The sequence below is a fragment of the Chryseobacterium sp. GVT01B genome, assembly GCF_019970045.1.
Lineage (GTDB): Bacteria > Bacteroidota > Bacteroidia > Flavobacteriales > Weeksellaceae > Chryseobacterium.
Genome location: NZ_JAHXYI010000004.1, coordinates 78563 through 103065, shown reverse-complemented (window position 1 = coordinate 103065; position 24503 = coordinate 78563). Strand labels below are relative to the sequence as shown.

The 24503-nt window shown below is 32.1% G+C and carries 29 protein-coding genes, 1 pseudogene and 1 riboswitch; all 30 genes and pseudogenes read left to right on the top strand.

Going from position 1 to position 24503, the window contains the following annotated elements; genetic code table 11:
• Positions 1–25: 25 nt before the first annotated feature.
• The 30 genes and pseudogenes from groES to ribB all read left to right on the top strand — a co-directional run bounded on the left by groES (position 26) and on the right by ribB (position 24488).
• Positions 26–304 carry a co-chaperone GroES gene (gene groES, locus LC457_RS10440; protein ID WP_034696138.1) on the top strand — a complete coding sequence of 93 codons (279 nt, stop codon included), beginning with the start codon at positions 26–28 and terminating at the stop codon, positions 302–304.
• A gap of 95 nt (positions 305–399) precedes the next feature.
• Positions 400–2025, top strand: coding sequence for a chaperonin GroEL (gene groL, locus LC457_RS10435; RefSeq protein ID WP_223599781.1), 1626 nt, complete (start codon positions 400–402; stop codon positions 2023–2025).
• A gap of 209 nt (positions 2026–2234) precedes the next feature.
• The gene (locus tag LC457_RS10430; protein WP_223599780.1) at positions 2235–3053 is read left to right on the top strand and encodes a hypothetical protein; all 819 of its coding nucleotides are present in this window, start codon (positions 2235–2237) and stop codon (positions 3051–3053) included.
• A 140-nt stretch (positions 3054–3193) separates the two neighbouring features.
• Positions 3194–4402, top strand: a complete 1209-nt coding sequence (locus tag LC457_RS10425; protein ID WP_223599779.1) for a PIN-like domain-containing protein — start codon at positions 3194–3196, stop codon at positions 4400–4402.
• A 283-nt stretch (positions 4403–4685) separates the two neighbouring features.
• Positions 4686–6050 (top strand): hypothetical protein, encoded by a 1365-nt coding sequence (locus tag LC457_RS10420; protein ID WP_223599778.1) that lies wholly within the window; start codon positions 4686–4688, stop codon positions 6048–6050.
• A gap of 195 nt (positions 6051–6245) precedes the next feature.
• A pseudogene (locus tag LC457_RS10415) lies at positions 6246–6654 on the top strand (XRE family transcriptional regulator).
• Positions 6655–6715: 61 nt separating this feature from the next.
• The gene (locus tag LC457_RS10410) at positions 6716–7423 is read left to right on the top strand and encodes a hypothetical protein (protein WP_223599777.1); all 708 of its coding nucleotides are present in this window, start codon (positions 6716–6718) and stop codon (positions 7421–7423) included.
• A gap of 296 nt (positions 7424–7719) precedes the next feature.
• Positions 7720–8262 carry a hypothetical protein gene (locus LC457_RS10405; RefSeq protein WP_223599776.1) on the top strand — a complete coding sequence of 181 codons (543 nt, stop codon included), beginning with the start codon at positions 7720–7722 and terminating at the stop codon, positions 8260–8262.
• 31 nt (positions 8263–8293) lie between these two features.
• Positions 8294–8836 carry a hypothetical protein gene (locus LC457_RS10400; protein ID WP_223599775.1) on the top strand — a complete coding sequence of 181 codons (543 nt, stop codon included), beginning with the start codon at positions 8294–8296 and terminating at the stop codon, positions 8834–8836.
• Positions 8837–8860: 24 nt separating this feature from the next.
• Positions 8861–9310: a hypothetical protein gene (locus LC457_RS10395; protein ID WP_223599774.1), complete on the top strand. Its 450-nt coding sequence runs from the start codon at positions 8861–8863 to the stop codon at positions 9308–9310.
• Positions 9311–9554: 244 nt separating this feature from the next.
• Positions 9555–10061: a hypothetical protein gene (locus LC457_RS10390; RefSeq protein ID WP_223599773.1), complete on the top strand. Its 507-nt coding sequence runs from the start codon at positions 9555–9557 to the stop codon at positions 10059–10061.
• 25 nt (positions 10062–10086) lie between these two features.
• Positions 10087–11259, top strand: a complete 1173-nt coding sequence (locus LC457_RS10385) for a T9SS C-terminal target domain-containing protein (RefSeq protein ID WP_223599772.1) — start codon at positions 10087–10089, stop codon at positions 11257–11259.
• A 93-nt stretch (positions 11260–11352) separates the two neighbouring features.
• Positions 11353–11838 (top strand): hypothetical protein, encoded by a 486-nt coding sequence (locus tag LC457_RS10380; RefSeq protein WP_223599771.1) that lies wholly within the window; start codon positions 11353–11355, stop codon positions 11836–11838.
• A 43-nt stretch (positions 11839–11881) separates the two neighbouring features.
• Positions 11882–12274 carry a DUF5071 domain-containing protein gene (locus LC457_RS10375; protein WP_223599770.1) on the top strand — a complete coding sequence of 131 codons (393 nt, stop codon included), beginning with the start codon at positions 11882–11884 and terminating at the stop codon, positions 12272–12274.
• 119 nt (positions 12275–12393) lie between these two features.
• Positions 12394–12960 (top strand): hypothetical protein, encoded by a 567-nt coding sequence (locus LC457_RS10370; protein WP_223599769.1) that lies wholly within the window; start codon positions 12394–12396, stop codon positions 12958–12960.
• Between the two features lie 183 nt (positions 12961–13143).
• Positions 13144–13689: a hypothetical protein gene (locus LC457_RS10365; protein WP_223599768.1), complete on the top strand. Its 546-nt coding sequence runs from the start codon at positions 13144–13146 to the stop codon at positions 13687–13689.
• A gap of 7 nt (positions 13690–13696) precedes the next feature.
• Complete coding sequence (locus LC457_RS10360; RefSeq protein WP_223599767.1) at positions 13697–14356, top strand: DUF2461 domain-containing protein; 660 nt, start codon at positions 13697–13699, stop codon at positions 14354–14356.
• Positions 14357–14554: 198 nt separating this feature from the next.
• On the top strand, positions 14555–15343 hold the full coding sequence (locus tag LC457_RS10355; protein ID WP_223599766.1) for a hypothetical protein: 789 nt from the start codon (positions 14555–14557) through the stop codon (positions 15341–15343).
• Between the two features lie 207 nt (positions 15344–15550).
• Positions 15551–15793, top strand: a complete 243-nt coding sequence (locus LC457_RS10350) for a hypothetical protein (RefSeq protein ID WP_223599765.1) — start codon at positions 15551–15553, stop codon at positions 15791–15793.
• A 47-nt stretch (positions 15794–15840) separates the two neighbouring features.
• Positions 15841–16380, top strand: coding sequence for a dihydrofolate reductase family protein (locus tag LC457_RS10345; protein WP_223599764.1), 540 nt, complete (start codon positions 15841–15843; stop codon positions 16378–16380).
• Between the two features lie 18 nt (positions 16381–16398).
• The gene (locus LC457_RS10340; RefSeq protein WP_223599763.1) at positions 16399–16773 is read left to right on the top strand and encodes a VOC family protein; all 375 of its coding nucleotides are present in this window, start codon (positions 16399–16401) and stop codon (positions 16771–16773) included.
• A gap of 19 nt (positions 16774–16792) precedes the next feature.
• Entirely contained in the window at positions 16793–17314 is a 522-nt protein-coding gene (locus tag LC457_RS10335; protein WP_223599762.1) for a hypothetical protein, read from the top strand.
• Positions 17292–17828, top strand: a complete 537-nt coding sequence (locus tag LC457_RS10330; RefSeq protein WP_223599761.1) for a hypothetical protein — start codon at positions 17292–17294, stop codon at positions 17826–17828. Before LC457_RS10335 ends, LC457_RS10330 begins: the two co-directional genes overlap by 23 nt.
• A 1-nt stretch (position 17829) precedes the next feature.
• Positions 17830–18621, top strand: coding sequence for a hypothetical protein (locus tag LC457_RS10325; RefSeq protein WP_223599760.1), 792 nt, complete (start codon positions 17830–17832; stop codon positions 18619–18621).
• A 79-nt stretch (positions 18622–18700) separates the two neighbouring features.
• Positions 18701–20311 (top strand): serine hydrolase, encoded by a 1611-nt coding sequence (locus LC457_RS10320; RefSeq protein ID WP_223599759.1) that lies wholly within the window; start codon positions 18701–18703, stop codon positions 20309–20311.
• A gap of 133 nt (positions 20312–20444) precedes the next feature.
• Positions 20445–20828 (top strand): 5-carboxymethyl-2-hydroxymuconate Delta-isomerase, encoded by a 384-nt coding sequence (locus LC457_RS10315; protein WP_223599758.1) that lies wholly within the window; start codon positions 20445–20447, stop codon positions 20826–20828.
• Between the two features lie 32 nt (positions 20829–20860).
• On the top strand, positions 20861–21364 hold the full coding sequence (locus LC457_RS10310; protein ID WP_223599757.1) for a DinB family protein: 504 nt from the start codon (positions 20861–20863) through the stop codon (positions 21362–21364).
• Positions 21365–21837: 473 nt separating this feature from the next.
• Complete coding sequence (locus LC457_RS10305) at positions 21838–23082, top strand: hypothetical protein (RefSeq protein ID WP_223599756.1); 1245 nt, start codon at positions 21838–21840, stop codon at positions 23080–23082.
• A gap of 41 nt (positions 23083–23123) precedes the next feature.
• On the top strand, positions 23124–23477 hold the full coding sequence (locus LC457_RS10300) for a DUF2200 domain-containing protein (protein WP_223599755.1): 354 nt from the start codon (positions 23124–23126) through the stop codon (positions 23475–23477).
• A gap of 145 nt (positions 23478–23622) precedes the next feature.
• Positions 23623–23748, top strand: a riboswitch (FMN riboswitch).
• A gap of 92 nt (positions 23749–23840) precedes the next feature.
• On the top strand, positions 23841–24488 hold the full coding sequence (gene ribB / locus LC457_RS10295; RefSeq protein ID WP_223599754.1) for a 3,4-dihydroxy-2-butanone-4-phosphate synthase: 648 nt from the start codon (positions 23841–23843) through the stop codon (positions 24486–24488).
• Positions 24489–24503 lie beyond the last annotated feature (15 nt).

Sequence of the window (24503 nt, the reverse complement as noted above, 5' to 3'; positions counted from 1 at the left end):
AAATAATTAAAAAATTAAATATATTATGTCAGTAAACTTTAAACCATTGGCAGACAGAGTTCTGGTAGAGCCAATCGCAGCAGAAACTAAAACAGCTTCAGGTATTATTATCCCGGATACTGCAAAGGAAAAGCCGCAAGAAGGTACTGTAGTAGCAGTAGGTCCTGGTAAAAAAGACGAGCCTACAACGGTTCAGGTAGGTGACAAAGTTCTTTATGGAAAATATTCAGGAGCTGAATTGAAGCTTGAAGGAAAAGACTATTTAATCGTAAGAGAAGCTGATTTATTAGGAATTATTGGCTAAGATCACAGACATCAGATTTCAGATAAAAAAATCAAATTAAAAAACTATCGTTAGTTGTCTAATATCTGACATCTAACATCTAATATCTAATCAAAATGGCAAAAGAAATAAAATTCGATATTGAATCAAGAGACGCTCTAAAGAGAGGGGTAGATGCATTGGCTAATGCAGTAAAGGTAACTTTAGGTCCTAAAGGTAGAAACGTAGTAATCGAAAAATCTTTCGGTGCTCCACACGTAACTAAGGATGGTGTTTCTGTTGCAAAAGAAATCGAACTTGAAGACAGAGTAGAAAACATGGGAGCGCAGATGGTAAAAGAAGTCGCTTCCAAAACTAATGATATCGCAGGAGACGGTACTACTACCGCTACTGTATTGGCACAGGCTATCGTAAGAGAAGGTCTTAAGAACGTAGCTGCTGGTGCTAACCCAATGGATCTTAAAAGAGGAATCGACAAAGCAGTTTCTGCAGTTGTTGAAAACCTTAAAACACAGTCTCAGGCTGTTGGAGATTCTACAGATAAAGTAAAGCAAGTAGCTTCTGTATCTGCTAACAACGACGAAACAATCGGTGCTTTAATCGCTGAAGCTTTCGGAAAAGTTGGAAAAGAAGGAGTAATCACTGTAGAAGAAGCTAAAGGTATCGATACAACTGTAGATGTTGTAGAAGGTATGCAGTTTGACAGAGGATACCAGTCACCTTACTTCGTGACTAACCCTGAGAAAATGCTAGCTGAACTAGAAAACCCATATATCCTTTTAGTAGAGAAGAAAATCTCTTCAATGAAAGAATTACTTCCGGTTCTTGAACCAATTGCACAAGGTGGTAAGTCTCTATTGATTATCTCTGAAGAAGTTGAAGGTGAAGCTTTAGCTACTTTGGTAGTCAACAAACTAAGAGGTTCTCTTAAAATTGCTGCTGTAAAAGCTCCGGGATTCGGAGACAGAAGAAAAGCAATGTTAGAAGATATCGCTATCCTTACAGGTGGACAGGTGATCTCTGAAGAGCAAGGTTTCACTATGGAAAACATCTCTTTGGATATGCTTGGAACTGCTGAGAAAGTAACGATCGACAAAGACAACACAACTGTCGTAAACGGTGGTGGTGACGAAGCGAAAATCAAAGGAAGAGTATCTCAGATCAAAGCTCAGATGGAAACTTCTACTTCTGATTACGATAAAGAAAAACTTCAGGAAAGACTGGCTAAATTAGCTGGAGGTGTTGCTGTACTTTATGTAGGTGCTGCTTCTGAAGTAGAAATGAAAGAGAAAAAAGACAGAGTAGATGATGCCCTACACGCTACAAGAGCAGCTGTTGAAGAAGGTATCGTTGCAGGTGGTGGTGTTGCTTTAGTAAGAGCAATCTCTGCTTTGGAAAACCTTACCGGAATCAATTCTGACGAAACTACAGGGATCAAAATAGTGAAAAGAGCAATCGAGGAGCCATTAAGACAAATCGTTGCTAACGCAGGTGGTGAAGGTTCTGTAATTGTTGCTAAAGTAGCAGAAGGAACAGGAGACTTCGGATACAATGCGAAAACTGACGAGTATGTTCATATGCTTGAAGCAGGAATCATTGACCCAACTAAAGTAACAAGAGTTGCTCTTGAAAATGCAGCTTCTGTATCTGGAATGCTTCTTACAACTGAGTGTGTAATCACTGAAGTAAAGAGCGCTGAACCAGCTATGCCAATGGGTGGTGGAATGCCAGGAATGATGTAATAGCGAGTCGCTAAGACAAATTAATATACTAACCGTTCTGCTTTTGTAGGGCGGTTTTTTATTGATTATGGTTTCCCGTAAGGAAATGACATATTTATCTTTTATATTTAATGATTAACAAATAGATACCTAAAACCAAAACAACATTAAGCAATTGTATATATTTTATATTCACTCAATGTATAAATTTGGATATTAATTAATATTGTATGGACAATGATAATGTACAAAATTTCGATTTTGATCCAAACTTAAACTTATCAGATTTTTTTGATAATATTGAACAAAAAAAACAAGTTGAAAAAGATAAAATTCAACATATTTTTTGGCATGAAATCGGCCATTTAATAGGAAAGTTTATTAGTAAAGATTTGGGCTTTGATTTAGGTAAAACTTTAAAAATTGATTTTAGAACAACGTCACCCCATATTAAAAATGAAGAAGTTTATCCTCCACTAAAAATAAAATCATTTGGTCCTGTTAGGGATTATTATGGAGAAGAAAATGGAACTCTTTTAGATGAATTTGATGAAACAACTAAAAATTTTAAGCTAAAAAAATTTGATATTAATATTTTATGCCCATTTTATTTATATATATTTTTAGGAGGCTTTTTTAATTTACATATAAATTCAATCTTAAAAAATGAACCAATTAAAAATAAAGACTTTGATCTGATTTTTAAAAATATTTCTAAAAAGGTAAATTATGAAGAAATTGAAGGATGTGCAGGAGATGACTGGAGAAAAATCAAAGACTATTGCTCTGCTTTTGAAATACCAATGTTAAATATTAAAACTTTCAGATTAGAAATATTTAATGTTTTAGAAAAATATCAAGTATTTGAATATTTTAAAGAGGAAATAACTAGTACTTATAACAAAGATATTCTCTTATATGAAGATTCAGATTTAGAAATACTTGAAAATACTTTTGAAGAACTATATCACAATTTATCTAATAAGAACCATTTAATAAATGATTTAAAAAACATATGTGAGCAATTTACAAAAAATAACATCGCCTAAACAAAATATTGTAAAAATAAGGATCTAATTCCAAGTTTAAATACTTTACTTTTCTTGCAAAAGCTTTTTTCCATTATATACAATTCTCCAAAAAACTTAGCAATTTAACTATGGATTTGAATAATATTAATTATTATAAAATGTCAGATCATAAAGAAGAAACTTTATGGAAAAATAGCATATTTGTTTTTGATTCTTCTGCACTTTTGGATTTTTATTTTTTACCTAAGTCTAAAAGAAGTGAAATATTTACAGATGTTTTAGAAAAAATCAAAAATAGGCTCTGGATACCTTCTCAAGTAGAATATGAATATTTAAAAAATAGAGAATCGGTCATTTCTAAACCAATTTCTGAGAAATATGAGCCACTAAAAAATATTGTCAAAAGTATTATTAATAATTATGAGAAAGAAATTATTAATAAAATTATTGCTATACAAAATGCTACAAAAAATGGAGACAAGCATCCTCATTTAAATCAAGAAAATATTGATGATTTTATTACAAAATCTAATGAATTTAAAAATAATATTAATTTATCTTCAAATTTAATTTTGAAAGATATTCAAGAAGCAGAAAAAAACATCGAAGAGTGTAAGGCTGACGATGATGTGTTTAATGCTATTAATACCTATTTTAATGTAGGAGATGAAATATCGTTTGAAGAAATAATCAAAATTGTAGAAGAGGGAAAGCTAAGATATGAGTTTAAAATACCTCCTGGTTATGGTGATTTTGATTCTGGTCAAAAAATTGGCACCCAAATTTTTGCAGATTTAATCATTTGGAAACAAATTCTAACATTTTCTAAAGAAGAAAAAAGACCAATTATCTTTATATTAAATGATATTAAGAAAGGAAATGATTGGTGTTATCTTGACGATAAACCGCATGATGATAGGATAAAAGCACCTAGAGAAGAGTTAATAAAGGAGATTAAAGATTATTCAGGTATTGATTTTTGGATGTATAATTTACCTCAGTTTCTTTATTATGCTAATAAATATTTGAAATCTCAAATTGAAGAAGATGTAATTAAAAATCTTACAACCAATATTCAAAAGAATATTGAAGAAGAAGAGGAAGAGGAAGAAGAAATTGATGAAAATTTAATGATCTTCATTAATGATTTGAATAGAAAAAGTACCACAAAAAAAATTGATTTACAGCTGGTTGAAGATACATTGCAAAAACTAACACCTCGAGAGGCAGATATCCTACGATTAAATTCACCTCATTTTACAGGATATCCTATGGATATTCAAGAGATCGCTGAAACGTTTGATATATCTGAATATTTTATACGAAAAATGAGAAGGACTGCTGTACAAAAATTATTAAAAAATTAAGAATTGTACCCAGCTGCGCAAAGTCTCCCGACTTTGCGCAAAAAATAAATAATCCAAAGTCAGGAGGCTTCGGATAATAAGTATTCTGTTTTATATGGTATTTTTTTCCATTATTAAAATTGCTTAAAGTTTCTCAATATTTTTCTATAAATCAATCCAAGGTTAGAATAAATCGTATAAGGAGCTAAGCACAAACTATAAAGCAAAATTCGCATTTACCACTCCTTCCAACTTTATTCTTTTATAAGTTAACAGTATTGAAAAAGCACTATAAAACTAAAGAATGACAAATCAATTAAATTACATTGAAACACCTGCCCATGATTTTATAATTGTATTAAATACATTTTCAAAAATAAATAGAAGGCAAATCACGCAGAGTTTACAAATAACAAACTTGAATATAACTTCTTGGAATGAAATTACGATTAATAATTGTGTTTTTAATGAAGAGGTAGTACTTAAGGAATTAAATATTAAGAAATCAATTAGATTTAGCAATTGTACATTTTCCAAAAGATTTAATTTGACAAGATTAAATTCTTTAAATACTGTTTTTGAAAATTGCATATTTGAGCAATATATATCCTTCAAAGAAGTAAACAGTGATAGTATAAGATTTAAAAATTGTACCTTTAATAACTACAAATTAACTCAACTACATGAGTTTAGCTGTCAAAATTTTTATTTTCTAAACAATAGTTTAAAAAGTGATATACATTTTAAACCAACAGAAGTTAAGAGAATAATTTTAGAAGGTTCAGAATCAAATAATCTTATAACAATTTCATATTTAAATAGAAATCAAATAATTGATGAAATATTACTTTTGACTTATCAAGGATACAAAACAGAATATTTTATCAGAAATTTATCAACAAAGAAACTTCAAATAGCTGGAGAGATAAAGGATTCCAGTATTATCTTAAGTAGAGTAGCTATAGGTACTGCAATTCTTGAAAATTTTTCCAATTTTGGGAATTTTAAAATAACAGATTTAGAAGCACTTGACCATAAATCTAATATTATCTTAAAAAATTCAAATCTTGGAAAAGTTCAAGTTTCCAGCATTGATTTCTCTAAATTTAAACGAATATTAATTAATAACACTAATATAATGGAAATAATTCCAGTAAATATCAATTGGTGTTTTAAAAATATATATAGTGAAAGTTTGACTGCTAAAAAAGAAAATTTTAGACAACTAAAATTAATTAATCAAAAGAATGAAGATATTGATAGTAAGCTTAAATATGAAAAATATGAAATGCATACATTCTTAAAATTAAGTAGAGAAAATAAGGGTGATTTTAAAGATAAATTTATTTTAATCACAAATTATTTATCTAATGATTTTGGGTTATCATGGACAAGGTCGATTTTGATACTTTTTATATTTTCAATTATTTGCTACACATTAATTAAAATTCAACTTGGACATATATATTTTCATAAAGAATTAATTGCAGATGAAATTGGATATTTTTTAAATTTTGTAAATCCTGTTCACTTATTTGAGAAAATATTTCCTATTACAAAAAATGATAGTACTAATGGTGCTGTGTTAATTGATAGTTTAGCTAAAATTATTAATGCGTATTTAATCTTTCAACTCGTATCTGCATTTAGAAAATACTCAAAAAAATAAAAATATGAACAAGGAATATATTAATCCATACTCTTCGCTCTGCAAAGCCTCCCAACTTTGCATCTTTAAATAAAACAAAAATCCGAAGTCTCCACTTCGGATTCTTTATATCCCCACCCCATCTAAAATACCCTCACTCCCCCATTTCCTATCCCCCAACTTTTACTTATATTTGTTTCTATAACGTACACAAATATGCAAAACAAAAAAATACATCAGGGGAGAAATATCAAGCGTTTTCGGGAGATGTTGGGCATCAAGCAGGAGGCTTTGACTTTTGATCTTGGTGAAGACTGGAACCAGAAAAAGATTTCGCTTTTGGAGCAGAAAGAAACCATTGAAGATCCTTTATTGAAAAGGATTTCTGAGGTATTGAAAATTCCTGTGGAAGCGTTTCAGAATTTTGATGAGGAAGAAGCTGTAAATGTAATTGCAAATACTTTTGGAGATCACAGTGTTGGTTATCAGAAAAATGATAATCCTATTTTCAACCCTATTGAGCAGGTACTAAAACTACACGAAGAAAAAAATTGCGCTGTACGAAAGAATGCTGAAAGAAAAAGATGAAATGATGGCTAGGCTGGAACAGCTGATTCAGAAATAAAACACTCCTGTAATTATTTTTCCGCAAAACTGAATAATATCTGTAAAAAGCCAAATACTAAATGAAAAAGTTCATACTTATTATCTCATTTTTCTTCATCCAATCAACATTAGCACAATCTATACATTTTACAAATCCAGACTTAGAAAAAACCATTTTATTAAAATATCCTGAAATAGATCTTAACAAGAATGGAAAAATAGAAAAAGAAGAGGCTGAATCAATTTTAAGATTGGATTTAATGAAACAAAATCTCACCAATGTAGATGATATACAATACTTCAGGAATCTTGAATATCTTTCATTAACAATCAATGATATTACAAAATTAAAACTTAGTGATTTTAAAAAATTAAAAGAATTCTATTGCGCAAGAAATAAATTAGTTGAATTCGAAATAAGCAATATGCCATTGTTGAAAGATTTTGCTATTGGTAGAAACGAGTTAAAAACAATTTCTATAATCAATTGTCCCAATATAGAATCAATAAATATGATGGATAATCAAATTAATAATTTTGATTTTAAGCCTTTTAAAAAATTAAAATATTTAACTATTGACAATAATCATTTTGAGAAACTGGACTTGAGTCATAATCCTGACCTAATTCAGATTAACATCCGTAAAAATAACATTCAAACTTTAGATATTACTAAGAATGTGAATCTTAAAATGGATATTCTTTATATCGACCCTAATGTTAAAATTACCGGAACCCCAGAACAAATTAAAAATTATAAACCAGGGCCGATTATTTATACAAAATAAAGGCAAATGTTCTACGACTTTGAGCCGGCAACATAAACCCTCCATAGCCATCTGATTTTGAATAACAAAAATAACTGGAAAACGATATCAGCAAATAATATATGTGTAAGTCGAATGATACAATGAAACTTTTAAAACTACTTTTTCTGATTCTTACCATCAGTTGTACAAAATCCAATTCAAGCACTAATCCCGATAAATACAGTAACTATTATAATATAAATTCCGGAAATAAAAGTTGCGAAAATACTTTCCAATTTGGAAAAGCAAACTTATGTATTCCAAAAATTGAAGGAATGTATAATATAATTAATAATATAGAATCCAAAGATTACATACAAAGTAAGAACTTTCCAGGAAATACTTTTGTTGCTTACTATGTAAATAAAAAACTATACAAAAATTTACAAGTTTTATGGGAAGATCAATTCGATGATTTTTTCCAGATCTATGTTACCAATCATAATGAAAATAAAGATGTGGATATTTCCTATTTTACTGAAGTAAATAAAAATTACCTCGAAAATTATTTAAATTCTGATAAGTGGGAGACATTAAAAAAAAGGCTGGAAAATATAAATGAAAACAATGTTTTTGAGAAACCGATACTAATAGAAAACTATTCATTATCTAAAAATTCCATGCAATATGTTACATTAGTAACCATCAAAAAGAAAAATACCTCCAAAAATATGATTACCATTGGAAATATGTTTATTGTGCAGAACCGTTTATTTTTTTCTAGTTACAATAAGTTTTATCAGAACTCCAATTCAATAGAAGAAGCCAAAAAGAGAAATAATGAACTTATGCTCAAAATCATAGATAACAATAAATAAAATAACTATCATTCAAGAAACTTATACCCAAATGAAATTAAACATTAAACCTTTTTCAATCTTCATTCTTTTTTTAGTTTCAACCTCTTCTTTTGCACAAAAGAAGACTCCTTTTCAAATCAATGGAGAGTTATTTGAAGTTCCCGGAAAATGGGAATATAAAAATCAACTGAAACAATCCGGACAATTTCACCTAAGCAATAAAGACGAAAAAATAAGTTTGCTGATTTCAGTAAGAAAACCTGAAAAATTTGAGTTTTATAAAGAAGGGTTAACAGAAAAAGAATTGCTGAATGCATATTACAAATGGGAATATGATTACTGGACCTCTTCAACCGGAGTGAAAGCTGAAGTTTCCGAAGTAAAGCGAAACGAAGAAAAAAATTATATCATCTGGAAAATTATCCTAAAAGATAAATCTCAGGATGTTAGTAAGGACAAGACTTCCTATTTGCTGTATGCCGTTAGAAACAACAATCTAATCTCATTCAATTTAACAAATAATACAGATAAGAAGAATCCATTAACTGAAACGGAATCAGTGGAGCTTCTTGAACAAACTTATTTGAAATAAAAACAAAACTAATAACCTTCCTTCATGAAACTCTATACTTTAATCGTAGGAATATTGTTACTGTTTTCCAGTTGTACAAAAAAAGACCAATACCGCGCCGGCCAGGAATGGAATTACAAAACCCGCCCTACGGAAAAAAGCTCCATTCTTAAAATCTTAAAAATTGAAGAATATCCTGAAACCGGAAAAGTGATTCATATTTCCATCAGTGGTTTGAATATTAAAGATACCAGTAGTACCACAGGCATTGCAGACAAATTCACACATATTCCCATATCAGAAGAAGCTTTAGACAAAAGTGTTACCACTCTGAAAAATGAGACCGATAAAAAACCGGATTCCCTTGAAATGGACGGATATTCTTACTGGAAAAGAGAATTCGATAAAGGAGATGCCGGGATATTTACCGTTCCCGTTTCTGAGATTATAGGCTCCATGGAAAAATCTATTGTTGCAGGGGATTATACGAAATAAATACACCTACAATAACCTCTCATCACAAAACCTTCTGGCTGGGAAATAAAATTTAGGAAAGTTCAATTACATAAATAATGAAATATTTATCAATTATTATTTTTTATAAATGGTAATGCGCAAAAAATGGATACTTCAGCTTTGTAAAGTCTTCCGGCTTTACACTGGTAAAATAATTTTAGTCCTTTAAAATGATCTCACTTTAATATTTTAACTTAGCAAAATTCAATTGAGTAAAAATAACATGGTAAAATCGAAAATAAATTTTGAATCATTTTTAATTATTCATTTCTTAACTTTTATATTATCTGTAGTTTTTTCACTAGTTATTTACTCTAATTTGAAAGGACTAACAAGTGCCTTTAGTATAATGCTCATATTAAAAGCAGCTTTTCTATCAGGTGTTTTATTTTTTATATGGACTTTCTTTTATAAAATTCATACGAAGATTATAATCACTAAAGAAGATATTACATTTCAAAAAATATTTAACTCTAAAAAATACAATTTCAACGATCTAGAATATTTCTTTGAAAAGCAGGAACTTGCGAAGCATAGGAAATATAACGCATTGTTTCTTGTGAAGGAAAACAAAATTATTGAAAGAATTTCAAGTTTTGACTATTCAAATTACGAGGAATTAAAAAGCAAAATCACAATATCTGAATCCAGAGATACAGAAGTATATTCTTATGATTTAATAAAAGTATTGATAGGATTGAATCCTAAAGTTAGAACAAAGAATCATTAAAAACAAACACTAAATCTTATTACCATTGAAAACAAAATTATTATTCCTTTCATTTTTGTGCTCATTACTCACCCAGGCACAAACGCTTAATTTTAAAAATCTCGCCAATATGTCTGCAGGCAGAGGCGCCATAACTAGTGTAATTGTGGATGATAATATATATGTAAGTAATGGGTATCAGGAAAACAGCGGTAATGCAAACTATATTGAAAAATATAATATTACTGACAACAAATGGAGTGTTTTCAATTCTTCTCTGCTTTCCAAAAAATTTGCTAACTCGGAGACTTACAATAATAAAATTTACATTTTTAACGGCTGGGGAAATAGCCATCTTGAAATTGTAGATCTTGAAACCAATAAAATAACGAAGGGAGCAGTTAATCGTTCCTACACAGGAAATGCAGGTTCTGCCATCTATAACGGCAAAATATATGTGTTTGGTGGCAGCGGACTAAACGGTGCTGCAACCACTAAATTTTCTAATAGGTTCCAATATTATGATATTGCTTCAGATACATGGCATCCGTTACCCGATATGCCTACAGCCAGAGAAACAAGGGGCAAAATTGTGAATGATAAGCTGTATGTCATTGGTGGTTTCAACGGTACTTCATCCCGACTGATCAATGTTTACGACCTCAATACTGATCGCTGGACCGATCAGTTTACGATGCCCGCCGGGATATCCGGACATTCATTAGCAGTATCCGGTAATAAGATTTTTATTGCAGGAGGGTATAATAATCAGACTTTTCTGGCCTATTTTGATACGACAACCAATAAGTTCCATCAGTTATCATCCAATATGATTCCCAGAAGACATGCTACCGCGGAAGTATACAACGATAAACTATATATCATCGGTGGAAGTACAACGTCTGTAACCAAATCAGCTATTAAAAGCATACAGGTAGCAGATATTAGCGAAAACGTACTCGCAAATACAACCAATGAGAACCGAATATTGGAAACAAAAGTCTATACCAATGCATCCAAAGATGGTTTTATCATCAGCAATAAAAATAACAGCAATCAGTTTGAATATGCGGTTTACTCCACGGATGGAGAGGTGGTCAGCAGGGGCTTTGCCTATTATAATAAAACGATAGATCTATCCAGAGTACGGCCTGGGAACTACATTTTTAGTTTTAAAAATGAGAAAGGGGTTCTGCAGCAGATTAAAATTTTCAGATAATAGTAAGCCACAAACATCAACGAATACATCACTTCACAAAGTACTCTGACTGAATGTCTGCAAAGTAAAAATTAGAAAAGCTTTATTATAAAAATGAAATATTTATCAATTATAATTCTATTACTTTTTATCAATGGTAATGCACAAAAAATGGATGTAAAAAACACTTCTGAATTCGTCAAAATAAGCAAATCAGAACTCAAAGAAACGGATCTGAAAACATTGGAATTAGTTGATTTTGGAAAAATAAGAAATGAGTCTGCACCCTATGGAGATTTTTTATCCAGACTGTATACTCATTTTGGTAAACCGGAAAACATCATGTTTGAAGGGTTTAATTATTTGATCAGGGATAAGCAAACAGATATTGTCTTTTTAGCTTTTTTGGTGCTTCAGGCCCTGGATATGCTACGAAAAAAAATAATATTGAAAAAATTAAACCAAGAATTTCTGAACTTGAACTCATTCTGGACAATTCAAAAAATGCAGATTGTGAAGAAGAAATTGAAACCGATTTTGGTATATTTTTGTGTGGAGCAAAAGACGGAATTCCTTATGATAAACAAAAGCAATAACTAAAACAGGTTGACAAGCAGGCAAATTCAAATAAAAAACAGCTAAAATGATGGAAAATATTAGAGATTTAATTCCAAAAAATAAAGGTGATTTGTCTACAGCTGAAAAACTAACAAACTATTCCTACGAAGAACTCAAAGAAATTATTCCGAATTTACTTGAATGGCTGCAAGATATGAACTGGCCGGTTGCAAAACCTGTTTCAGAATATTTAGAAAGTATTAATGATAAAATTACAACAGAGTTACTTTCAATTTTAAAAAGCAACGATGATGAAGTATGGAAATATTGGATTATCACTATTTTTGGTCCTATCACTCAAAGTCCTATTATCAAAAATGAAATCATTCGGATTGCTACTTATCCAACAGAAAATGAGATAATTGAAGAGGTACACCAAGTTGCAAATGGAATTGTGAATAGTAGAAATTGGAAATAAAAACGGCTGATGCCCAACTCTACAGAGTCTAAAGCAGTTTAATAAATTTTTGAGAATGATAGGTAATTACCTGATTGAAAACGATCTGACCCCTGAAAAGTTGAAATAAAAATAACCAAATGATCATCGAAAACAAAGGAATTAAAACAGATCAATTTTACGTTCCTCCATTTATACTCAATGAAGGGGAAATTATTATTATAAATCTTTTCAACGGACCACGCTTTCATGAAACGGAAATGTTTCTTAAAGATCTATTTTGTGGTAAGATACCCCATGAAAATGTTATCATCCATAAAAAAATGACTTTTGTTGAACATTTCAGAGAATCAAAGTTTAGAGACATTTTTTATCCTATGACGGTGGGAGAATATTTAAAGAAAAATGCAAATCCTGCTAGTCCTTATTCCGAAAAAATTTATGAGACGGAATGGATTAATAAAAAAATAAAAGTCAATACACTTACAGGCAGCCCGAGAAATCTCTTATCATTGTATACTACCCTTTCAAATACAAATAATATTATTTTTGACTTAGTTGGACTAGGACCCGATGGAGCCCAAGAAACTTATAAAATAGTAAAAGAAGTCGCGAAAAATGGAGGTTCGGCAATTTTACTCGATGGATATGATGATATGAAAAACGATTGTACAAAATATATTGAACTGCAATGGGCACAAGAATAAGTCACTTAATAAAAACAACTAATCCAAAATAGGAAAGCATCACAAAGAAGATACTAATGACAACAGTTCCATTTCCCAAACCACATCATTTTCCTTCCTCCATTTTTTATCCCTCCAACTTTCCACTATATTTGTTTCAATAACGGTCTGATCAATGATGACGGCATAAAAACCAAACAAAATATGGCAACACAAGAAGAATTCTGGGACAGAAAAAAGAAGTTAAATGATAACTTTTTCGTGATGGGCTCTGTGGCAAATCCGGCAACCGAAGAACAGATTACACAGTATGAGGAAAGCACAGGTTTTATATTCAGTGAAGATATTAAAGACTTTTTGACCACATTTGGTTCCCTGATTTTTGAGGTTAAAGAAGAAATATGGCCGCGGCCACAGGAGTTTGACGTTCTTCCTGCGTGGAAATTCGGATACGGCTTTTTTGTATATGGTCTTTCTCAGGATGCAGAGATGCCTTCATGGATGGGTTTTGAGGAAAAGCACGATGAAGCTCTTGAATATCGGGAAAAACCTTTGGGACAATTATTTTTCAAACGCAGTGGAAATCTGTACAGAGCGTATACCGATAACGGAATCATAAAAATTGAGTACGACAAATATGACAAGGAAGATTACGAAGTATTTGAAGGAAATATTTATGACTTCTTAATTAAAGAGATTGACAAATTAGAAGAAGACTATAAAGAATATATCAACGAAGAAAAATCCTGATCTGAATATGAAAAAAGCATTTGAATTTCTCACTCATTTAAAAGAAAATAACAATCGGGAATGGTTTGCCAAACACAAATCTGAATACGAAGCCATTACAAAAGAAAACAAAGTTTTTTTTAATCAGATTTATAATGAACTTCAGGAATATGATAATCTGAAAGGAATCCATATTTTCAGAATTTATAAAGACGTTCGTTTTTCAAAAGATCAAACGCCGTACAAAACCAATTTCGGAGCTGGATATTCCCGTTCAAAACCAATGTTGAGAGGTGGATATTATATTCAGCTGGAACCCGGCAACAGTTTTGTGGGAGGTGGATTCTGGGGTCCGGAGGCAAAGGATTTACTCCGTATCCGTAAAGAATTTGAAATCAGCAGCACAGAAATCGAAAAGATTACTTCAGATAAAACCTTTATTAAATATTTTGGTGAACTAAAAGGTGAATCTGTAAAAACAGCCCCGCGAGGTTTTGATAAAAATCATCCAGCTATAGATTTAATCAGGAAGAAGCAATTCCTGGTGATGCGGAAATTTACTGATAAGGAGGTTTTGTCAGATAACTTCCAGAAAGAAGCCCTTCTCACCTTATTGGCTATGCGTCCCTTTTTTGATTATATGAGTGAAGTACTTACTACTGATTTGAATGGGGAGCCTTTAATTTAAATGGAGAATCAACAGTTATCAAAAAAATAAAGAACTGAAAACAAGTTCATCAAAAACCATTCTGAAAACCAGAATGGTTTTTATATAATCTACCACAAAAGGGTTATTGACAGGTACACTTATGCTTGGTAACTTTGATTATTGAATGTTTGAAACAAAACATAATCAGAAAATTTACTAACCATAAAAACTCATACCATGTTATCAAACACCGGAACCGTTTCATTCTATCTGTATCTTTTCTTTATTGTGATAGGTTTACTGTCTATTTTTATAGTGTATTATCTGATAAAAAAAGGAACTCTGGCCCCTGATAAGCTTGAGAACTTTTTAAACTACTTTAAATGGGTGATCATAACTCTTGCTATCAGTACTGTCACTTTAATTGTAACGGATCTCTTTAAAGAGAGGGATCAGGATATTAAAGAACTTCAATATTTTGATAAGTACGTAAACGATGTTAAAAATGAAGAAAAACCATTGGTAAGACTTCAGCTTGCAAAATACCTTTCCATAGTGGCCCCAAGCGGTGAAATGAAAAAATCATGGACCAATTACTATGATACCATTAAAAAGGAATATGATGACTATGTAGAAGCAAGTAGTAATTTAAAACAGGACACTCTCAAAGGTAACTTAACTCCCAAACAAATAAAACAAATTGATGAAAACAAAAGAAAAGTAGAATTATTTGAAACCCCTTTATCAAGCAACAATGCAGAATGGTTTATTATCGCAGCAGGTAACAATGATATAGGCGGGGCCAATATCAACCTTGACAAAGCTATTAAGATCAATCACAATTCAACTATTATAAAAAAAGGTGGTTCATACAGGACGGTTCTGATGGGATATTTTTCAAAAACTGAAGCAGAATCACAGTTAGAAAAGGTCAGAAATGAAGTTAATCCCATGTCATATATTGTCAGAAAAGCTACCTGGTGCAATACAATTGAAAGAGGCGATGACTGTTTGATCTGTAAATAACAAATGTTCAGATAAATTTCCATACCGTTCTGTTTTTCAGAACGGTTTTTTATTCTTAAAAATGACTTCCCATTCTAAAATTCTCTAACATTTATATGTAGATCTGGATATAATCATAAAAAGCATTAGCATTGAAAAAATACGGTCTATACTTTAGTATAATTTTACTCTATTGAGCTGTTCCAAAAATTCTCAAAAACAAAATCAATGGATTTTCGCAGCTTTAGCTTTCAGGCTCCTAAAGATTGGAACCAATTGAAACTAGATACCTATAATAGTAATGCAGGAATTATTATCACAAAAAATAAAGATTCTATTTTTTACGATTACGGGCCTTATTCAAATCCATTAGATGAAACTTCAGCTGTGATTATTGGCGGAAAAGATTTGATGGAACTTCTCAAAGTAAACCTTAAATTTGACACTACAGAATTTGTTATCATTCTGTGAAGAATAGAAAGCAATATATTTGTTCTGAAAATCACTAATAAATAAAAATGAAAAAAGTAATATTAGACCTGGCCACTACTTTAGATGGATTTATTGAAGGCCCCAATGGAGAAACAGATTGGTGTATCATGGATGATGATATGGATTTTGATGGATTTCTGGCAGGGATAGACACTATTTTCTACGGAAGAGTAAGCTATGATGCATGGGGAAATTATCAGCCGGAAGAAAATGCAGGCCCGGAAGAACAAAAACTTTGGAAAGCTGTTCATTCAAAAAATAAATTTGTGTTTTCCAGTCAAAACAGAGAAGATGAAAATGCCGTTTTTATCAGTTCTGATATTGTGGAAAAAGTTTCAGAAATAAAAAATCAGGACGGAAAAGATATCTGGCTATATGGAGGAGCGAGCCTTATCAAAACATTCATTCAGCACAATCTTATTGATACCTACAGAATATCTGTTCATCCGATTGCTTTAGGAAAAGGGAAACCTCTTTTTGAAGATTTAAAGGAAAGATTAAATCTAAAACTGGTCAAAACCAATGTTTTCAGATCAGGAGTAGTGCAACTTATTTACGAGGCTTAGCCTTAAAACAGTCAAGACATGAATGCTCAGCTTGGAACTATTATTCTCTATGTAAAAAATGTTCAACTGCTAAGGAACTTTTATGTGGAACATTTTAATCTGAAAGTGATTGAGGAAGATCCAATCTGGGTTTTGCTTGATGCCGGAGGTGTTCATATCGGACTCCATAAAATCGGAGATCAATATCTTGAAAACATTGAAGCGGGATATCTCTTCGACAACAATACCAAACTCGTTTTTGAAATTGACATTGACATAGAATCTGCAAGAAATGTACTGGTCTCAAAAAATATCCAGATGAGAGAGATCAAAACTTTTGAAAACTACCCTTTCTGGCTCTGTGACGGAACCGATCCTGAAGGAAATGTTTTTCAGCTAAAGAGCAAAAAATAAAACTACCCCATCTGTAACCATGAAAAAAATAATTGCGGCCACTTGTCTTATCTTAATCCTGACCCTTTACAACTATCCTATTTTTGACGATAAAAAAATTACATTTGCTGTTATTTTTCTGTGTTTTGTTGTGATCATATTTTCGGTAGCAAAACTTTATTCTCCTGTTGAAAAAGAGGATTATGATTCTGTTGAAAAAGAAATGGACAGGCTGCATAATGATGACGGAATTTTTCAATACACAAACGACGGATTTTACTTTAAACAAAAAAATACAACAGAGTTTATACAATGGGATGAAATTATTTCAATATATTCTTTCCGTATTCCATCTCCATTCAGTGAAAGAAAACAATCCGGGCTGGAAATTATTACCGATAGAAAAAGCTATGAATTCGATTATAGTGTGACACCTGGAATCGTAAAGCTTACCGATCAACTTTACAACTATCTTCCGGACTGGGAAGAAGATTCACTTATGGAGATAAATAATTTCGGTCTTGAAAAAACAAAGTTGTATGAAAGAAAACCTCCACAGTAATCAATCAGACAGACCAACGATTATTGAAATAAAAAACAAAACCAATTGGCTAACTGCTTTTATCACAAGTATTGGCTTAATTTTTTTGTCTTTGATGGGGTTTATCATCATCATTCTTGGGCTCCTGCAGTATGATGATTTTTTTGCACTCACCAGTTTATCTTCTATAACTGCAATTATAATCTGCCTTTTTATTTTCTTTCTCTATATCTGGTTGTGGAATAATTTTGGAAAAACAGTTCTTACCATTGATCCCGAAACTTTGACCATAGAATATAAAAACAAATTATTCACAAGTCCCAAAACCTATCTGAAAAAAGAAACAGACCGTTTTGAAACGAAAGATTTTAAAATAGAAAGACATCAATTGGGAGTCCGCTACCATTTTTCAATAAGTGGTTCAACCTATTCCGTTATTCTCATACAAAAAGAAACCGAAACAAGAATTGTAGACTGGCTCACCAAAGATAAAGCGGATGAAATTGCAGGTGAATTAAAAAGAATTTGGTATTAAAATGTATAATCCAACACGTAGAAATAAAAATATTGGAACTAAAAATCAAGGTTATGGTCAGGATAATAAATTGACTATTTCTTCACCTTACGGTAATTTGAAATCGTTTTATGAAAAACTTACTGATTACCAAAAAGAGATCCGAATCATCAACAATCATGAATTTATATTTGTGATTGAAAAAACTCGTAAAAACTCAACCCATCCTTGTTCAGTAAATGATATTCAAAGAATTATAGAACAAATTCCGGTCAAAGATTATGGAGAATTAAAGTTTATTATTCTACGGCAGCCAAAACGAAAAGAAGAAATTCTTTCACCCGTTTGGGGAAGATTGATTTACAGCTATGATTTCGAAGGCGACTATTATCCAGCCATTATCCTGGATGCAATTGACACAGAAAAGCAATTATTATGGTCTAAAAAGCAAACAATTGAAGATCAGCAGGAATTCGAAAGATTAAAAGCAGATGGACATATTTTCACTGAAACAAAAAGAAACTTTATTGCAGAACTCATACCTGAAACAGCTAGAAATACTCAACTTTACAGAACTTTGCCTCACGAGTTCGGGCATTATGTTCATTATTTAGATATTGTTGAGAGACCTGGGGGCAATATAAATGATGATATAGACTATGATGCACAGGAGAAGAAAATGGATTTTTATTTTCGGATTTCAAAAAGTGAAAAAGAAAAATTTGCTCATACCTACGCTGAAAAATTTAAAAATAAACTTATCGAAGATCAACAAATTCCTTTTGAATCTGTAACTACTGAAAATATTAAATAAATTTTTAATTTTTTGCATAATATAGTTCGTTGGCCATGTAATATTATCACACTTAAAAGTGTCTTATTTAAAAAAATCAATGAAGTCTATTTTAACCTGCATTATAATATTGCTTGCAGCCAGTCCACTTTTTTCTCAGAAATCAGAAAAACTGGAACAATTATTCTCCACATATGAAAAAGCCGGTTTGTTCAGCGGTTCTGTTCTCATTGCCGAAAGAGGAAAAGTTATTTTTGAAAAAAGTTACGGTTATAGAAATGCCCCTAAAAAACTTAAAAACACCAATAACAGCCTTTATCGTGTTTTCTCTACCACAAAAATGTTCACTGCAACCGTTCTTTTTCAGTTAGAAGAGCAGGGAAAATTATCTTTGAATGACAAACTTTCAAAATATTATCCTGACTTTCCGAAAGGAGACAGCATCACTATAGCCAACCTGCTTTCGCATACATCAGGAATTCCCAATGACACAAACTCTGAGTATACTATAGATGAAGAAACATTTTTAAAGTATATTTCCGCAAAACCATTGAATTTTTCACCTGGTAAAGATTGGGATTACTCCAATTCAGGATATTATATTCTCGGCTATATCATTAAAAAAGTGACAGGTCTGAATTATGATACAGTGATAGAAAATAATATACTAAAGCCATTGAAAATGAATCACAGTGGATTCAACTTCAATAACGTTACAGATGAAAATAAAGCGTTGGGGTATGAGTTTTTATCCGATAATAGGTCAAACGAAGCATTACGTTTCAAAACCGATCATCCTTTTGGTGCAGGAGCCATGTATTCTACCGTTGAAGATCTTTTTAAGTTCAATGAAGCACTAAAGAATTATACCATCCTGAAAAAAGAAACGATAGATAGAGCTTTTACTCCTTATCTTAAAGATCATTATGGATTAGGTTTTCAGATTTCGACTGTTTTTGACAAAAAAAGGATAGGCCATGATGGTGGCGGGCCTGGCTACAGAAGCAGGTATTACAGAATTCTGGAGGACGATATTTGTGTGATTGTCATTTCAAATTCAGAGCTTTCACACACAGATTTTATTTTTCCTCTGGTAGAAAAAATACTTTACAATAAACCTTATACTATTCCAACAATTGCAAAAGTGAGTACAGAGGATTTAAAAAAACTGGATGGGGTTTATTCCACTGAAAATTCAAACTTTTATATAAACAGTGCTGATGGGAAACTGATTTTTAAAGAAGGCAGTTATCCTAGAAATGCCTTGCTGCCATTAAGCAAAACATCATTTCAACTGGATGAAAAATTTACCTGTACATTTAAACCTGATCAAAACGGGAAAATAGATAGTGTTGTCATTCATTTTTGGGATGGAACTGTGAAAACAGCAAAGAGAAATACCAATAATCCTACATGGGGAATTATCGGAAATGCTACTCCTAACGGCTGGGATGGAAAAGATATTCCACTGCAGACAAATCCTGAAACCCCTAATATTTATTTTCTTAAAAACTATAAACTGAATAAAGGCAATTTAAAATTCAGATTGAATAATGACTGGGGATACAGCCTCGGGTTGAATAATGACAATAAAAGCATCGCCTTTGATGCCTATGATTTTCCAATCAATGAAGAAGGTGCTTATGATATTGTTCTCGATATGACCAATACTGTAAAACCACAGTTCAGCATCAAAAAAACAGTTCAATAAAAATCGGCATTTACATAGTAAAAAATACATATTTTTCAACCGCTCTAAAAATAGGGCGGTTTTTATTTTAAATATCCATTGATATTTTTTATTATTTTTATCTCACACAAAATCAAACCGCAAAATATAATCTATGCCTCATTTTATTATAGATTGTTCACAGGATATTCTTCAGTTGAGAACGCCCGAAGAATTAATGGATGCCGTTTATGAAACAGCTGACGCAACAGGTCTGTTTGCTCCCAATGATATCAAAGTGAGGCTTCAGCCTTATCAGTATTACAGATTAGGAACAGGCAAAAAAAATTTTCTGCATGTCTTCGGATATATTATGGGAGGCCGTACTACTGAACAAAAAGCACATCTTTCCAGGCAGATCAGCACCAGACTTTCTAAATTACTCACTGATGTTTCATTTCTTTCTGTAAATATCAATGATTTTGAAGCCGCAACATACAGCAACAAAGCACTCATTAATCCCGAAAATATAGATAAAGACAGACATTTCGGATTATAATTTTCTTATTACACCAACTAAATACTAATATTATGAGCTTAAAAGCATTAGTCAACAAAAGCGTACAGTACAACAATTGGGTAGTCAACAAATATATTGACTGGTTATCCACAAAGTCTGACGAACAACTGAATCAGGAAACAATTTCAAGTTTTCCGACTATCCTAAAAACCTTACACCATATCTGGCAGACTCAGGAATACTGGTGGAGCCACATTTCTGAAAAAAATGATTTTGATTTTACTAAAACTACAGAAACCACAGACAAAGAAGATGTTTTCAATGCGATTAAAAACAATTCACAAAAGCTGGTAGATTATGTGGAGAGTCTCTCTGAAGATGACCTTACAAAAAATGTAAAAATAGAATCTCAATGGTTTCAGTGTGATTTTTCAAAATATGAATACATTCAGCATGCCATTCTCCACGGGACTTATCACAGAGGGCAAATCGTAACAATGGGACGAAATATCGGAATAACGGATGCTCCTATGACGGATTTCAACTTCTGGAATATTTATAAGGATAAGCAATAATGCCATCCATTTTGTGGATAAGTCTGACATGAAATTTCAAAAGAGTAAAGAACTATTTCAAAAATAATTGATTTTAAAATAGTTACATGAATAAAATCGGTTATCCACACTTTTAAATATTTGTGGATAACTTTTCAACATCCTAATTACAGCTGTGGATAAAGTATGGATAAGTTTTTTATCCAGGAAAACAAACAGCCTAACATTTTGAAAATAAATGATTTAAATTAATATTATTTTTTTTAAAAATTTCAGAAATAAAAAATCATGTGGATAAGTTCTGTGGATAACTTATCCACATTTTTTGATCTTATTGTTCGCAGGCATTATTTTAGTACCAGAAGCTATCCACAAAACGAATTTCTCCAATAACCAGAATTGTTTTATCAAACCTGATTATTAGATTTTTTGTAAGTTAGTTGGTAAGGAATATAACCTCATTTTTCAATAAAATTTTAACATAAAAAAATTCAATGTACAACACTACAATCCAAAAAGAATGGTTCTCAGAAGGAGAACGCTATGCAAAAGACATCAATGAAATGGTTGAGTTTGGTGAAAAAAATGGCTGGGAAAACTGGAAAGGTGAAGAACCTGAAGATAAAAGAGCCAATATAGCCCGCGAAGTTTTTGAACTGCTTAAAGCCGCCAATAAAAACGGAGATACAGAAAATTTCAGAGAACATTTCCCGCCTGCTCATGCACCTATCATTCCTTTAATGGAAAATAAAGCTCAGAATATTGAGCATATGCACTTTATTTCTGAGGAAAGAATTGTTTTCCTGACAGGCACATCATATGAAAAAAGACAGGCTTATCTCCTTGATAAAGATACCGTCACACCACTTGATGAAAATATTCGAGCCATCGGGAAATCCAAACGGGAAAACATTTTCGCCATTGTATATTCTCATAAAATATCTTTATACAAAGGCTGGAATGGAGACCTCATCAATGAATTTGAACTGGATGAAAATCCAGATTTTGGGATTACGGATTTATACCCTTTCAATGATGGAAGCAAAGTTGTGATTGTTTCCTCAGACGGAATTTTCCTGGTTTCAAATACTGAAAAAAAGCTCATCCACCCCATCAATGAAGATAATGAAGAAGACTGGAGCTCTCAGATTGATATGGAAAATGCAGCACTTTCCAACGACAATTCTTATATCGTAGTAGGAGATCAGTGCTATGATCACAGAATATTAGATCATGAGGGTAATACTTTAGGATCTATAGGACCTCAATCATCTTATCCACATTTTTGTCTTTTTGCAAAAGATGACAGCCAGCTGATTACAAATTCCTGCCACTTTTACAACGGAATTACCATCGGAATCAATGCCGATCAATATGTAGGAGCTGATATTGAAGCATATACAGAAAGTGAAGACTTTACTTTCATTGATGAAGAAATGAGAGTATACGAAGGAGTTGCTATAAAAGATTATTATATTCTGGGAGACGCTTACGGCTATATCAAAGCTTTTGATAAGAATGGAAATCAGCTTTGGAGATACTTTCTCGGTTCTACCATTACAGGAATAGCATTTTCTGATGATGAAGAAACCCTTTGGGTAGCAGCACACTCAGGTATTTTACACAAATTAAAACTAGAAAAAGGACACAGAGATACCCACACCATCGGCAATGGGAAACATTATGAAGAGTTCAGACTGCTGATCTGGAAAGATGAGCCTCAGATCTGGAAATGGTAATAAAAACCTCCATCTAAATATTAATTAATAAAAATAAAGTCATGCAGAATACCAAAATTTTCACAACGGCTTTTGCCAGTGTGTATCCACATTATATTCAAAAAGCAGAAAAAAAGGGACGTACAAAATCAGAGGTTCATGAAATCATCTGCTGGCTGACAGGTTATGATGAAAAGGGCTTACAGGAACAGATTGAGAAAAGAAATGATTTTATTACTTTTTTTGATCAGGCTCCTCAAATGAATCCTAATACTTCATTGATTAAAGGGGTAATTTGTGGATATCGCGTAGAAGAAATTGAGGATAAACTCATGCGAAATATCCGCTATATGGATAAACTCATTGATGAGCTGGCGAAGGGAAAGAAGATGGAGAAAATCTTGAGAACAGTCTAAAAAATAAATACCTCTTGTATGGTATTATAAATCTTACAAATCTCTTCTCCATTTCAAAAAACTTCCCGAAATTAGCGGTCTGTGCGTTAAATACTATTCAATGAAATAAAAATTTAAATTACAACATACAGCAAAACTTAGTATAAGTTTTCTTCGGGGCAGGGTGAAATTCCCTACCGGCGGTTACAGTCCGCGACTCCTTTCTTTTGAAGGGACTGATCTGGTGAAATTCCGGAACCGACAGTTAAAGTCTGGATGGGAGAAGAAAATGAGATGACCAATAAGATTCCTTATGGACTCTTGTTGCGTTGTATTTCATTTCCATGTACCGAAGACTATTTTAACTTTTAAAAGTAAAATAACATGGAAAAATTATTAGAACAATTCGGAGCAAACTCCAAAGAACGTGTAGAAAAAGCACTTTCAACTTTACAACAGGGAAAAGGTATTCTATTGGTAGATGATGAAAACCGCGAAAACGAGGGTGATATCATCTTTCCCGCTTCCACTATTACAGAACAGGACATGGCACTTCTGATCCGCGAGTGCAGCGGTATTGTGTGCTTATGTATTTCTGAGGAAAAAAGCCGCCACCTCAACCTTCGTCCGATGGTGGAAAACAACAATTCAAAAAATCAAACTGCATTTACCATTTCCATTGAGGCCAGAGAAGGTGTGGAATCAGGAGTTTCAGCAAAAGACCGTGTGACAACGATCAAAACCGCTGTAGCATCCAATGCTCAGGCAGAGCACATTGCAAGTCCGGGTCATGTTTTCCCTCTAATTGCCAGAAAAGATGGCGTCTTTGAAAGACGCGGTCATACCGAAGGTAGTGTAGACCTTGTAAAAATGGCTAACCTGGGCGACGATGCCGTACTTTGTGAACTCACAAATGAAGACGGTTCCATGGCTAGACTTCCTGAAATTGTAGACTTTGCCATCAAAAAAGGGATGAGTGTCGTGACGATTGAAGATATTTATGCTTACCGTAAAATGGTGATAAGCAACTAGACTTAAAAATTTTTA

Excerpts from the sequence above, each read along its gene's own strand:
- LC457_RS10315 (WP_223599758.1), top strand. The coding sequence starts at position 20,445 with ATGCCTCATTTTATTATAGATTGTTCACAGGATATTCTTCAGTTGAGA.
- groL (WP_223599781.1), top strand. The coding sequence starts at position 400 with ATGGCAAAAGAAATAAAATTCGATATTGAATCAAGAGACGCTCTAAAG.
- LC457_RS10335 (WP_223599762.1), top strand. The coding sequence starts at position 16,793 with ATGAAAAAAATAATTGCGGCCACTTGTCTTATCTTAATCCTGACCCTT.
- LC457_RS10425 (WP_223599779.1), top strand. The coding sequence starts at position 3,194 with ATGTCAGATCATAAAGAAGAAACTTTATGGAAAAATAGCATATTTGTT.
- LC457_RS10400 (WP_223599775.1), top strand. The coding sequence starts at position 8,294 with ATGAAATTAAACATTAAACCTTTTTCAATCTTCATTCTTTTTTTAGTT.
- LC457_RS10370 (WP_223599769.1), top strand. The coding sequence starts at position 12,394 with ATGATCATCGAAAACAAAGGAATTAAAACAGATCAATTTTACGTTCCT.
- LC457_RS10300 (WP_223599755.1), top strand. The coding sequence starts at position 23,124 with ATGCAGAATACCAAAATTTTCACAACGGCTTTTGCCAGTGTGTATCCA.
- LC457_RS10310 (WP_223599757.1), top strand. The coding sequence starts at position 20,861 with ATGAGCTTAAAAGCATTAGTCAACAAAAGCGTACAGTACAACAATTGG.
- LC457_RS10320 (WP_223599759.1), top strand. The coding sequence starts at position 18,701 with ATGAAGTCTATTTTAACCTGCATTATAATATTGCTTGCAGCCAGTCCA.
- LC457_RS10350 (WP_223599765.1), top strand. The coding sequence starts at position 15,551 with ATGGATTTTCGCAGCTTTAGCTTTCAGGCTCCTAAAGATTGGAACCAA.
- LC457_RS10365 (WP_223599768.1), top strand. The coding sequence starts at position 13,144 with ATGGCAACACAAGAAGAATTCTGGGACAGAAAAAAGAAGTTAAATGAT.
- LC457_RS10390 (WP_223599773.1), top strand. The coding sequence starts at position 9,555 with ATGGTAAAATCGAAAATAAATTTTGAATCATTTTTAATTATTCATTTC.
- LC457_RS10420 (WP_223599778.1), top strand. The coding sequence starts at position 4,686 with ATGACAAATCAATTAAATTACATTGAAACACCTGCCCATGATTTTATA.
- ribB (WP_223599754.1), top strand. The coding sequence starts at position 23,841 with ATGGAAAAATTATTAGAACAATTCGGAGCAAACTCCAAAGAACGTGTA.
- LC457_RS10430 (WP_223599780.1), top strand. The coding sequence starts at position 2,235 with ATGGACAATGATAATGTACAAAATTTCGATTTTGATCCAAACTTAAAC.
- LC457_RS10380 (WP_223599771.1), top strand. The coding sequence starts at position 11,353 with ATGAAATATTTATCAATTATAATTCTATTACTTTTTATCAATGGTAAT.
- LC457_RS10355 (WP_223599766.1), top strand. The coding sequence starts at position 14,555 with ATGTTATCAAACACCGGAACCGTTTCATTCTATCTGTATCTTTTCTTT.
- LC457_RS10305 (WP_223599756.1), top strand. The coding sequence starts at position 21,838 with ATGTACAACACTACAATCCAAAAAGAATGGTTCTCAGAAGGAGAACGC.
- LC457_RS10375 (WP_223599770.1), top strand. The coding sequence starts at position 11,882 with ATGATGGAAAATATTAGAGATTTAATTCCAAAAAATAAAGGTGATTTG.
- LC457_RS10325 (WP_223599760.1), top strand. The coding sequence starts at position 17,830 with ATGTATAATCCAACACGTAGAAATAAAAATATTGGAACTAAAAATCAA.
- groES (WP_034696138.1), top strand. The coding sequence starts at position 26 with ATGTCAGTAAACTTTAAACCATTGGCAGACAGAGTTCTGGTAGAGCCA.
- LC457_RS10345 (WP_223599764.1), top strand. The coding sequence starts at position 15,841 with ATGAAAAAAGTAATATTAGACCTGGCCACTACTTTAGATGGATTTATT.
- LC457_RS10360 (WP_223599767.1), top strand. The coding sequence starts at position 13,697 with ATGAAAAAAGCATTTGAATTTCTCACTCATTTAAAAGAAAATAACAAT.
- LC457_RS10330 (WP_223599761.1), top strand. The coding sequence starts at position 17,292 with ATGAAAGAAAACCTCCACAGTAATCAATCAGACAGACCAACGATTATT.
- LC457_RS10395 (WP_223599774.1), top strand. The coding sequence starts at position 8,861 with ATGAAACTCTATACTTTAATCGTAGGAATATTGTTACTGTTTTCCAGT.
- LC457_RS10410 (WP_223599777.1), top strand. The coding sequence starts at position 6,716 with ATGAAAAAGTTCATACTTATTATCTCATTTTTCTTCATCCAATCAACA.
- LC457_RS10340 (WP_223599763.1), top strand. The coding sequence starts at position 16,399 with ATGAATGCTCAGCTTGGAACTATTATTCTCTATGTAAAAAATGTTCAA.
- LC457_RS10405 (WP_223599776.1), top strand. The coding sequence starts at position 7,720 with ATGTATAATATAATTAATAATATAGAATCCAAAGATTACATACAAAGT.